Source organism: Chryseobacterium nakagawai (assembly GCF_900637665.1).
Lineage (GTDB): Bacteria > Bacteroidota > Bacteroidia > Flavobacteriales > Weeksellaceae > Chryseobacterium > Chryseobacterium nakagawai.
In genome coordinates this window covers 1,443,451-1,455,693 of the sequence record NZ_LR134386.1, presented here as the reverse complement: position 1 = coordinate 1,455,693, position 12,243 = coordinate 1,443,451, and the positions used below count along the sequence as shown (strand labels likewise).

Genomic DNA, 12,243 nt, shown 5'->3' with positions numbered 1-12,243 from the left:
GTATCCTGTATGTATTGTCTATTAAAATCTATAACTTAAAGCAAATCCTGTTTTTGGGGCATCAAATCCATACTGATCTTGGATTAATGATGGCTTAAAAGTTAAATCAGGATCATGACGGCTTTCATAAAGATGGGCATCCACAACAGCATCTACGATATTCAATATATAGATTAATCCTGTAATGGCAATGGCATAATCTCTTTGCCTTTTTGCTCTATCCTGAGCATTTCCTAATGCCCTCTTATCTAACCAAGGACGGGCGTCCACAAACTCATTGGGTGTACCATTTAGCTTAGCAATATAGTATTCCCTGTATTTCTTGTATTGATTATCATTCCATATTGCAATACCTACTCCCGCTCCTACAGCTCCCCAAACGATTGGAATTTTCCAATATTTTTTATTATAGAACTGTCCTAAACCAGGAAATACCGCAGAATACAGACCAGCTCTGGTTGGGTTAAGCTTTATGGTTGTTCTGGTAGGACCATTCGCCTTTTCAAGATCTTCAATGATCTTAGCTTCTGTTTTGGTTGGTTTTACCAAACGAAGTTCTTCTTTCGTAGGCGTTATTACCCGAACGGTATCAATAGGTGCAACTTGTGAATATGCCAATGCAGTAATACACAAGAAAAATGTGAAAAATATTTTCTTCATTTATTTAATATGGGATAAAATATATTCCAACTCTTCTTCATTTTTGAAGTCCAGAACAATTTTACCTTTTTTACCATTTCCAGAAGCCTTGATCTCTACTTTTACATCCAGGATGTCAGCGATGGTCTTCTGGGCTCTTTTATAGTTATTGGAAAGTTCGGCGTTTACTTTCTTAGCCGCCGGAGACTTTGGATTTTTTAATGCTGCCGCAGCCTGTTCAGCCTGACGAACATTTAATTTTTCTTTAATGATAAGATCAAATAAAACCTGCTGATCTTCTTCACTTTCAACACTGATGATTGCTCTACCATGTCCTGCAGAAATTTCCCCGCTTCTGATCGCATTCTGAATATCGGGATTCAATCTTAAAAGCCTGATTGAATTGGTAATGGTACTTCTATCTTTCCCAATCCTCTGGCTTAGATTTTCCTGAGTAAGACCAATTTCTTCCAAAAGCCTGTGATAAGTAAGGGCAATTTCAATTGCGTCAAGATCTTCTCTCTGGATGTTTTCAACAAGAGCCATCTCAAGAAGCTCCTGATCATTTACCAAACGAATATAAGCCGGAACTGTTGTTAAACCTGCAATTTTACTTGCTCTGTAACGTCTTTCCCCGGATATGATCTCGAATTTCTCGCCGTCTTTTCTTAGGGTAATCGGCTGAATTATCCCCAAATTTTTAATAGACTGTGCTAATTCTTCTAGTGCTTTTTCATCAAAATAAGTTCTCGGCTGCGTTGGGTTCGGATATATATCTTCAAGCGCAACTTCTACAATATTTCCCACAAACTTATCTGCCCCCTCATCGGTAGCAGAATTTACAGTTGCTTTGGATTCTGCACTTAAAATGGCGCCCAAGCCGCGTCCCATAGCTCTTTTTTTGTCCTTCATAGATATAATTGATAAATGATGTTTGCTAAGTGATGGTTACCTTACCATTCACTCATTGGCCATTTATTATTAATTTAATTCTTTATTAAGTTTTCGTTCTTTAAAAGAACTTCTTCAGCTAACTGAATATACTGAACTGCCCCTTTACTTTCGGCATCATAGTTCAGGATACTTTCTCCGAAGCTTGGAGCTTCACTCAATCTTACATTTCTGCTGATAATGGTTTCAAAAACCATTTCCGGGAAGTGAAGATTGACTTCTTCCACTACCTGGTTAGACAGTCTTAATCTGCTATCGTACATGGTAAGAAGAAGACCTTCTATTCCAAGATCTTTGTTATGGATTTTCTGAACGTTTTTAACGGTGTTCAAAAGTTTTCCAAGTCCTTCTAATGCAAAATATTCACATTGGATAGGGATAATCACAGAATCTGCTGCGGTAAGTGCGTTTACTGTAATCAAACCTAAACTCGGTGCACAATCGATGATGATATAATCATAATCATCTCTTACACTGGCCAAGGCTTTTTTCAGCATATATTCACGATCTTCCTTGTCTACCAATTCAATCTCTGCCGCTACCAGGTCAATATGTGATGGAATAATATCCAGATTCGGCGTTGCCGTTCTTTTGATACAGGTTCTTGTATCTGCACTATGCTCCAGTAGATTATAGGTAGAATACTGAACATCTTCTACTCCCAAACCAGATGTAGCATTGGCCTGAGGGTCAGCGTCAATAATCAATATTTTCTTTTCCAATACTCCTAATGCTGCGGCTAAGTTTACGGCAGTGGTCGTTTTTCCTACCCCACCTTTTTGATTAGCTATACCTATGATTTTTGCCATTATTAGAACTTTAAGTTTCAAAAATACACTTTTTTCTTTGCTCCCGATAGATAGAGAAAATCAAAATAGAGTTAAAATATTGTTAATAAGCAATTTAAGTATAAAAAAAATTATCCACAAAAAAAAATCTTTGTGGATAACTATTAAAAATTGATTTTTGATATTAATTATCAAACTTCATGGAGATTGGAAATTTGAAGTAGCTTCTCACAAATTCGCCCTTTTTGTTTTTGGCAGGAATCCAGGTTCCTTTGTTTGAAATTGACTTCACTGTTCTGATTGCCTCATTATTAAAATCGGCATTGGTTCCGTTAGCTTTTACCCCTGAAATTGTTCCATCCATCTCTACAATGAATGTAACCGTAGTTTTTACTATATCTTCTGATTCAACTCCTGAACCATCGAAATTTTTCATGACTTTATTTCTGAAAGAATCTATTCCGCCTTTAAAACTGGCTTCTACGCCAAGTTCTCCTGACTCTACAATTTTACTTTTATCCACAACTTCCTGAATTACAGGCGGTGGCGTATTGATTACCGGTCCCACAGGCGCCGTTGTTGGCACATGTGTATTCGGAGCTACCACATCGCCTTTAAAATTATCCTTAAAGCCCGCTACAGCATCATCAGGAATAGGGTCCTTTTTCACATTATCCGGAGCATTTCTTGAGGGTGTAGGAACTGTACTGTCAAATGTTTTTGTATCCGGAGCAGTGGCTGGTTTTATGGTTTCAATTGGTGGGATTACTTCTGGTGTATCCACATTTTTAATATCTATTGGACCAAAATCACAAGCAATAATTTTCTCTGTAATACTTGGCCCTTTTAAAGCAGAAATTACAGCTGGTGTAATGGAAACTGCAGCCATTAGGCTTACTCCTATAAAAAGTGCTTTGGTTAATATTCTATCTGATTCGTTTCTTAATACATAGGCACCGTATTCTTTGTTTCGGTGCTCAAAAAGAACTTCGTTGAAGCGAAATTCCTCGTTTTGATTCTGGCGTTTCATCACTATTATTATTTAAACTGTTAAAAAATGTGATTATTAGTTTTATTAGTTCTTATCGATAAGCAATGTTTCAATATCAAAAGATCTGCCAGAATTTTACCAAAACAACATAATATTATAAAATTTTATGAAAATGTTTAAAATTTAACATTTCAAATATTGAAAATATATCCCTAAAATCCATCGAAGTATTGAATTATGTAAAAATCATCAGTAACATTATTAATGGTATTAACAACGCCACAGCATTAATAATAATGAGAATCACTGAACTGATCTTTGCTTTTTTATAACTTTTGGCAGCAAAATATATAGCGGCAACACTAAACAGTAAGCTACAAACAACAAATAACATCAGAAGAAAATTACTGCGGATATTTATTGGAAATCCTAAATAAACACTTAGTAAAACAGCATATGCAATGGTAAAGTATACGCTAATTACAATATTGTTCATGGTAGATTGAGGTAATTTATTGTTTTCCATCTGATTATATATAAGATTAAATATAAGGGTTTTCAATAACATCAACATTTTGAGAATATATGATTATCCATGCCAAGGTTTAAACCCCTGACATGAAACAAAAAAAGAGACCATCAAATCTGACAGTCTCTTGTTATGTATGTTCTAAGAAAATTAGAATAGTTCTTTTCTGATGATGTTCTGACTTCTTTCAGGACCTACAGAAACTAAATACACGTTAATTCCTAAATATTTTTCGATAAACTCGATGTATTTCTGAGCGTTATCAGGAAGTTCATCATAGCTTCTTGCTTTTGTGATATCTTCCTCCCAACCTGGTAAATCCTGGTAGATTGGCTCATAGTTGTATAATTTCTCTGTTGACGAAGTAAAGTAATCGATAATTTTTCCGTCTTCAGTTTTGTAATGCGTAACGATTTTAAGGTTTTCAATTCCTGTAAGGACGTCTAGTTTAGTAATGACAAGGTTATTGATTCCGTTAATCATACAAGCGTGCTTTAAAGAAACAAGATCTAACCAACCTGTTCTTCTTGGTCTCCCTGTAGTTGCTCCGAATTCACCACCGATCTGTCTGATCTTTTCACCTAATTCGTTATCCAATTCAGATGGGAAAGGTCCGTTACCTACTCTTGTACAGTATGCTTTTGCTACCCCGATCAGGTTTTGAAGTGATGTTGGTGGCACTCCAGCTCCTGAACAAACTCCTCCTGTAGATGGTGAAGATGAAGTTACGTATGGATAAGTACCGAAGTCGATATCAAGCATTAATGCTTGTGCTCCTTCAAATAAAACGTTTTTACCGTCTCTGATCGCTTCGTTTAGCTCTAATTCAGTATCAACGATTCTATCCTGAAGTTGTTTTCCGATTTCTAAATATTCGTTATAGATTTCTTCAACATCTAAAGTTGGTTTTCCGTAATATTTTTCAAAAAGAGAATTCTTTACTTTTAAGTTTTTCTCAATCTTATCTCTTAAAATTTCTGGGTTTAATAGGTCAACCATTCTGATTCCGACTCTTGCGATTTTATCTTCATAACAAGGCCCGATTCCTTTTTTGGTTGTTCCGATCTGAGTTCCGCCGTGTTCCTCTTCACGGTAAGTATCCAAAAGGATGTGGTAAGGCATGATGACATGCGCTCTTCTGCTGATAAAAATGTGATCTGTTCTCAAGTTTTTGCTCTCGATCTGACCAACTTCTCTAATAAAAGACTTAGGGTTTACCACTACTCCGTTTGCAATGATACATTTCCCTTTGCATTGAAGAACTCCTGAAGGAAGAAGGTGCAGAACGAATTTTTCTTCACCAACATATACCGTGTGACCAGCGTTATCTCCTCCTTGGAAACGTACTACATAGTCCGATTTTGCTGATAAAACATCCGTGATTTTACCTTTACCTTCATCTCCATACTGAAGACCTACAACTACATAAGTTGACATATTTTACTTTTGTTTTAAGATTCGTGCAAAATTACTTTTAAAAAAAATGACTGCCAAATTATAGGGGATATTTATTTTTAGGTGGGGTGAAAATTATGAGGTTGAAAACCTTACATAAGTATAAGTACTTCTTAATTAACAGAGGTTATTAAAGAGAAATAATAAGATGCTCAATTCGGAAAATAAATCCCATTTTTATGTTTATTGCAAATGGCTTATATTTACTATATCATAAATTATATACATGAAATTTAAAATCCTATTCTTATTTCTGCTTACCCCTATGTTTTATTTAAAAGCCCAAAATAAGAATAAAGCAGAGGAATACTTAGGGATACCTGGTCCTATCAATATAGAAAAAAAGGCTTATAATCTGGTTTGGAGCTCACACCCTAATGATGTTTACTTCAAACAAGAATATATAGAATCAAAGGAAAACATCAATAAGTATAACAGCATGATCTTGATTGATTTTATAAAAGGAAACTTCAATCTTAAGGAAGTTATTGACCACAAAATAACTGAACTTGATGAGATGAAAAAAATCAACCCGATTGTTAATTATCAAGTCCTTGAAAATAATGGAGAATATATTTTAGACTTTCTGATTAGTGAAAATTCGAAAGATGGAAAGGAAATCTTAATTGCAGAAAGGAATATCTATCGCTATAAACTCATTACTAATAGTACAAATAATGGGCTTCTGCTTTTTGCAATGAGTCAAAGAGGATATAAAGAAAATATGGATCATTTTTTTAAAAACCTGAAAGCTAATCCCACTCAATTGATTGAAGCTGTAGGAAACTATAAACTTCCTGACATCAAGATAAAATAGCATAACATTTAAACACTCCTATGACTGTGTCTCAGAAATCTTCATACCTTCCCTCCAATTTCAACAAAGACTCAAGGTTGTTCCACACCCTGTTCACTCCACAAACAGCAAAAGCCACCCTCCTCATCGTTCATGGCATGCAGGAACACAGCGGAAGATATTCGGAAATAGCAGAGTATTTTGCCAATCATGGCATTGCTGTCCTTACTTATGACCATCTTGGCCACGGAAAATCTGCAAAAGATAAAAACGAGATTGGTTTCTTCCAGCTTAATAAACCGGATGAAAGATTAATTGCTGATGCAGAAATGATGGCAGATCATCTTGCAGCACAATATCCGGATGTTCCGCACTTTATTTTGGGGCATTCCATGGGATCTTTTATTACCCGCTGTCTGCTTCAAAAGGCTGGTCATAAATTTGCAGGAGCTATTATTACCGGAACCGGTGGACCATTGCCAGGAATTGATCTATTAAGAGGATATTTATTCTTAGCCAATGCTATAGCTCCAAAGCATCGTACTTTTTTAAATTCTGTTTTCACGAAAGTTAACAATAAACATTTTAAGAAAGATAAAGACTTTGGCGATACAAGCTGGCTCAGCATTAATCCTAAAAACAGAACGGCTTTTGAACAGGATGAATTGTGCGGAATTCCTTTCACTCACAATGCTTTTTATACTTTATTTACAGTTTATAAAAGAGCAACAGCAAGAAATTGGGCGGCTTCTATTTCATCATCATTTCCTTTTCTGTTTGTAAGCGGCCAGAATGATCCGATTGGTGATTTTGGTAAAGGAGTTACACTTACCATCAATAATTTAAAAAGTGATGGGTTTCAGGATGTGGAGACAAAGATCTATCCGGAGATGCGCCATGAGATTTTAAATGAGGAAATACGGGAACAGGTGCTGAGTGAAATTTATGATTGGATCTTGAAACATTGTAAATAAGGTTCTTACTATTTTTTCTTGTTATACTTTTGTCTTGAAACAAAAGTATACAAAAGTTCAAGACTGGAATCATCCGCTAAAAATTTAAATATACTCCTAAAATTCCCAAACTCGCATGGATCATTTAATACATATTCGATTCAATGGACCAGCCATGCTCAGACAGTGGAAATTTTTTAGCGGATTATATTGAAATTTTCTTAACGCTCCTAATTCCTAGGTCGATTAAGAAATACAACCTACTTACCAAAGTAGTGAACAAGTATTCAATCTTCTTACCTTCCACTACTTTCAATCCATTCTGAGAAAGGTTTTCGGTAGGTTTCTCCTACTGTCACAAAGTCCTGGTTTCTCATTTGAATCCGGTTTCCATCGACAACTTTGATTTTATCGGTAGCAATAATGTAAGACCTGTGAATTCGCATAAATCTGTTTTCCGGGAGTTTCTCTAGAATATCTTTCATATTTTCCAATACCATCACTTTATCATTGATCGTGTGAATTCTGATATAATCTTTTAACCCTTCAATATAAATGACCTCATCAAAAGCAATTTTGTAATACTTCCGGTCTGCCCGTACAAAAAGGTGTTCTGTTTGTGGTTCAGGAATAAAAGCCTGCTGCCATTGTATAAATTTCTGTACCCCTTGATAAAAGCGGTTAAAAGTAATAGGTTTCAGCAAAAAATCGACTACATGAAAATCAAAAGCCTCCAAAGCATATTCAGCATACGCAGTGGTTACAATGAAATTATGGTTTTTATTGAACATCTTCATCATTTCAATACCCGTCAGCTCAGGCATCTGAATATCAATAAAGATAAGATCTATACTTTCTGAACCTAGTAATTTCATCACTTCATACACATCGCTTCCGGCATATATGATATTCAACAGATCAGTTTTTAAGGCATAATCATTCAAAAGCCTTACTGCAAAGGGTTCATCATCAAGGATAATACAATTGATCTTTTGTTTCATGAAAGTTGAATTTGTATGGATGCTTTAAATGTATTTTCAATTCGGATGGTTTCCAATGTATATCTACCGTGATACAGCATATCTAATCTGTTTTTAAGATTATCAAGTCCAATGCCCCCCAGTTTATCTGTTTTTTTATTTCCTATAGAATTGATGACTTCAAAATTCAGACTCTTTTCATCGGTAATGATACTGATTTCAATTGGGTTTTGCTCAGAATAGGTTCCATGTTTCAACGCATTTTCTACCAATGGGGATAGAATGTAGGGAGCTATTCTTCGTTTTTCATCTTTAATTCCTGAATGCCATTTTACGATATTATTTTCATAATGCCTTAACTCTTCCAATTCTATATAGGCTTTTATATAATCCAGTTCTTCAGATAGGGCAATATGTTCTTTCTGGGCTTCATAGGTAGTAAAACGCATGATATTGCTGAGTTTTTCAATAGCCGAAAGAGATTCCGGAGATTGAAAATGAACCATTGAATAAATATTATTGAGGGTATTAAAAATAAAATGCGGATTGATCTGTGCTTTAAGAAATTTGATTTCTGTATTTTTCTGTTCTTCCAAAATTACTTTATTATATTCTAAAAGTCTTATCACATGGATGATCAGCCATAAAAATGAGCTAAAAATAATCGGTTTGCTGCTGTAAGCAAGATTGTCCAGAAGATAGCTTCCTAACACAGGATTTATATAATTCACCTGTCCCAGCCACCAGTCTGTTATAATCTGTTCTACTACAAAACGTACTAATGCAAAAAACAGAAAAGTAGTGATAATTCCTGACAATAGTTTTATCCATTTAAAATCTGTGAAGATTCTTGGCATTACCACAACATAATTAAAATAGAAGGTGAGTACAAAGACTACAGCATAAGTTTTAAGGAATAAATCCAGCTCCGGCATTTCGAAAGAAAGCGGTTTACCAATCAGCATAAAGTACAGGATCAGCAACCAAAATAAGATGTGGAGCCCAATTTCTGTCTTTTTATTCAGATATAGTTTTCCCATATGGGTTATTATTTTTTTGTAAAAATAGGTTTTTATGGAAAAGCCTCACACCGGGTTTGTCGACAAAATACGGGGGAACGTCGATAAAATTGGTTTCAGCTGACTCAAAGCTGCAGTTTTGCTGAAAAATAAAGACAAAGACTATGAAAACTTTACTTCTTCCTGCGATCCTTCTTTTATTCCTGAACACAATACATGCTCAGGAAAAAGAAACCACCAATGAAACCTCTTTAGAAACTGTTGTGATAAAAAAGCAGAAAAAAATCATTGAAAGAAAGGTGGACCGCCTGATCTACAATGTTGAAAATTCTACCGCTTCAACAGGAGGCAACGCATTGGACGCCTTGAAATCTGCTCCGATGGTAAGGGTACAAAATGAAACAATTTCTATTGTGGGTAAAGGTGAAGTGTTGATTATGCTTGATGACCGTCTTCAAAAAATTCCGGCAAGTGAGGTTGCTACTTTTCTGAAAACAATTCCTTCAGATAATATTAAAAGTATTGAGGTGATTACTTCTCCACCGGCAAAATATGAAGCGGAAGGAAACAATGGTATCATCAATATCAAACTTAAAACAGCCAAAAGCAATTCATGGAATGCCAGTTTAGGAACTAATTATACCCAAAGGTTTTATGCAGGAAACAGCGTGCAGGGAATGTTTAATTATAATCATGGGAAACTTTCACTACAGTCTTCCGTATATATGGAACAGCAAAAATTCCGCTCCAGTTCTCAAACCAACACGTATTACCAAAATGAATTATGGTCTATGGATACACAGGGGATCAGTAAAAATAAAAATCTGGGGATCAGTTTAGGCGTAGATTACCAAATCACAGACCGATGGACAACCGGATTAAAATACCTGGGTAGTTTCACTTCGGAAACTGGCTCAAGTTCACCGCTTACTTCAAGAATAAGTTATCAGACTTCGCAGCCTGCCTCATTTATTTCTTCTGACACTCAATCTTCCAACAAACCGAATATTAATAGTTTGAATTGGTTTAACACCATAAAAATGGACAGTGCAGCAACTGTACTTACCACAGATTTTGATTTTTTTGAATATAAAAAAGATGATGCAAGAGATTTCTACGGCAGCGAACTTAATGCCAAAATGCAGATGCTTCCCGGCTCCTATTTTTCAGCATTGAATTCAAATGTGAATAAAATTCGTAACTATTCAGGAAAAGCTGATCTGGAGACCAAACTTCTCTGGGCAGATCTTAATTTCGGTGGTCGTTTCTCTTTCACCCGCACTGATAATAATTTTTTAGCATACGATAAAGAAACCGGTCCGGCTCTACTGAATACAGATCAATCCAATACATTTATTTACAAGGAATATAATGAAGCTTTATATTTTTCATTGAGCCGAAAATTCAACAGTCAGTGGGAAGCTAAACTGGGATTACGAGCAGAAGCTACTCAAACAATTGGGTTTTCTGAAAACCGCAACCAGACCGATAAAAATGATTATATCAAATTGTTTCCAACGGCCTATCTTACTTATACTGCGAACAATAATCATTCTTTTTCGCTGAATTACAACAGAAGGATCAGACGTCCGGATTTTGATTACCTGAATCCGTTTGTTGTGAGAACCAGCCCGTTTTATTACTCTGAAGGCAACCCTTATCTGAAACCTTCAATTATTGATAACCTTGAGCTCTCCTATATCAAAGGACAAAAATGGACTTCTTCATTGTATTTTTCCAAAGTTTCAGATTTCGGACAGGCATTATCTATATTGAATCCTGAAACCAATGTTACCAGAAATACTCCTATAAATTATGCAGATACTTATCAGATTGGCTTTTCAACCTTTTATAATTTCAGCGCTATAAAATGGTGGAACAGCTTTTCAGGATTTAATGTTAATTATCAGAACGTAAAATCCAAAGTTCCTTACACAGCTTCTATTGACGGCTATAATGCTTATCTATACAGCAATAATGACTTTATTCTTAACAAGAAAAAAACAATTTTAGTAAGTGTTAATTATGGATTACAGCTTCCGGGCAGATATCAGATCTTTCATATTTCCACGATGAATATTTTGGATGTGACTGTAAAAGTACTATGTCTTGACAAAAAGTTCTCCATATCTCTTACCGGAACTGATCTTCTGAACAGCCAAAGACCTTTGATCTCCTATCAGTCTAATGGCATTGAAACCAATTTCAGAAACAATAATTATACAAGAGGATTCCGGCTTTCATTGAGCTATAGATTCGGGAATAATGATCTTAAATCTAAGGATAGAAATTTTGGAAATGAAGAGGAAAGAAACAGGATGAATCAATAAGTTTATTTTTTATTAGTTTTTAATTCTAATGAGATTCTCACAGGTTACACAGGTGCCTAAGTATTCTTTTACCTGCCTCTTCTGCAAAATCTGTGAGAGTTTTTTATTGCTAACATTCTAGCCGGCTTGTTTTCAAAAGGAATTCCTAAATTAGAACGCTGGAAAAACTAAAATCAAACACCATGACGATAGAAGAACTTTTTAAAGACAAAGCTACCAAAACCAAGGAAAAAACAGAAATCATCAGCCAATGGATCATTGATACTTCATTACCTACAGATGAACTCATCGCTTTTGCCGAGAAATCAAAAGATCCGATAAAGGGAACCTGTATAGAAGCCATGGAATATGCCACCAAGCAAAATCCTGACCTGGCAGATGAAACCGTATTTGCATTTGTTACCAATACCCTTACTGAGAAAGCCCCCAAAATAAAATGGGAAAGCGCCAAAGTAATTGGCAATACAGCTCAACGATTTCCTGATAATCTGGAGCTGGCTATCAGTAATTTGATCGCAAACACAGAACATGAAGGAACTGTTGTCCGTTGGAGTGCCGCATTTGCATTAGGAGAAATTCTGAAGCTGAAAACACCTTACAACAAGACTCTTCTTCCGGCCCTTGAGAATATGAGTGAGAAAGAGGAAAAGAACAGCATCAAGAAAATTTATCTGGATGCCATAAAAAAAACGAAGAAATAATATTTAAAATTGAAAAACATAAAAATCCTGGAATTTATATCCAGGATTTTATTTTTTAGGTTTGGGCTAAAGCCCATTGAAATTTGACATTTTATTTTAAAGCGGACTAAA

12 protein-coding genes are annotated in these 12,243 nt (G+C 35.4%); 4 read left to right on the top strand and 8 right to left on the bottom strand.

Translation table 11 applies throughout. The annotated features are described in order from the left end of the window. Positions 1-21 precede the first annotated feature (21 nt). The 6 genes from EL260_RS06610 to EL260_RS06585 form a co-directional block, all read right to left on the bottom strand. Positions 22-660: a DUF5683 domain-containing protein gene (locus EL260_RS06610; RefSeq protein ID WP_123859437.1), complete on the bottom strand. Its 639-nt coding sequence runs from the start codon at positions 658-660 to the stop codon at positions 22-24. Beyond that, a complete protein-coding gene (locus EL260_RS06605; RefSeq protein WP_123859435.1) occupies positions 661-1,551 on the bottom strand; it encodes a ParB/RepB/Spo0J family partition protein in 891 nt (296 codons plus the stop codon). Between the two features lie 74 nt (positions 1,552-1,625). Next, the gene (locus EL260_RS06600; protein ID WP_115973537.1) at positions 1,626-2,399 is read right to left on the bottom strand and encodes a ParA family protein; all 774 of its coding nucleotides are present in this window, start codon (positions 2,397-2,399) and stop codon (positions 1,626-1,628) included. A gap of 163 nt (positions 2,400-2,562) precedes the next feature. Continuing rightward, entirely contained in the window at positions 2,563-3,408 is an 846-nt protein-coding gene (locus EL260_RS06595) for an energy transducer TonB (protein WP_123859434.1), read from the bottom strand. Positions 3,409-3,604: 196 nt separating this feature from the next. Next, positions 3,605-3,895: a hypothetical protein gene (locus tag EL260_RS06590; RefSeq protein WP_123859432.1), complete on the bottom strand. Its 291-nt coding sequence runs from the start codon at positions 3,893-3,895 to the stop codon at positions 3,605-3,607. 153 nt (positions 3,896-4,048) lie between these two features. Then, positions 4,049-5,335: an adenylosuccinate synthase gene (locus tag EL260_RS06585; protein WP_103293536.1), complete on the bottom strand. Its 1,287-nt coding sequence runs from the start codon at positions 5,333-5,335 to the stop codon at positions 4,049-4,051. Between the two features lie 244 nt (positions 5,336-5,579). Between EL260_RS06585 and EL260_RS06580 the strand changes: the two genes are divergently transcribed. Further along, positions 5,580-6,170: a hypothetical protein gene (locus EL260_RS06580; RefSeq protein ID WP_123859431.1), complete on the top strand. Its 591-nt coding sequence runs from the start codon at positions 5,580-5,582 to the stop codon at positions 6,168-6,170. Positions 6,171-6,190: 20 nt separating this feature from the next. Beyond that, positions 6,191-7,123, top strand: a complete 933-nt coding sequence (locus EL260_RS06575) for an alpha/beta fold hydrolase (protein WP_123859429.1) — start codon at positions 6,191-6,193, stop codon at positions 7,121-7,123. Between the two features lie 275 nt (positions 7,124-7,398). On the opposite strand, the gene EL260_RS06570 is transcribed toward EL260_RS06575, so the two are convergent. After that, positions 7,399-8,103 (bottom strand): LytR/AlgR family response regulator transcription factor, encoded by a 705-nt coding sequence (locus tag EL260_RS06570; protein ID WP_123859427.1) that lies wholly within the window; start codon positions 8,101-8,103, stop codon positions 7,399-7,401. Then, a complete protein-coding gene (locus EL260_RS06565; protein ID WP_123859425.1) occupies positions 8,100-9,122 on the bottom strand; it encodes a sensor histidine kinase in 1,023 nt (340 codons plus the stop codon). The genes EL260_RS06570 and EL260_RS06565 overlap by 4 nt, the downstream gene beginning before the upstream one ends. Before the next feature lie 143 nt (positions 9,123-9,265). Between EL260_RS06565 and EL260_RS06560 the strand changes: the two genes are divergently transcribed. Continuing rightward, positions 9,266-11,431 carry a TonB-dependent receptor domain-containing protein gene (locus EL260_RS06560; protein WP_123859424.1) on the top strand — a complete coding sequence of 722 codons (2,166 nt, stop codon included), beginning with the start codon at positions 9,266-9,268 and terminating at the stop codon, positions 11,429-11,431. A 182-nt stretch (positions 11,432-11,613) separates the two neighbouring features. Continuing rightward, positions 11,614-12,132: a HEAT repeat domain-containing protein gene (locus tag EL260_RS06555; protein ID WP_123859422.1), complete on the top strand. Its 519-nt coding sequence runs from the start codon at positions 11,614-11,616 to the stop codon at positions 12,130-12,132. Positions 12,133-12,243 lie beyond the last annotated feature (111 nt).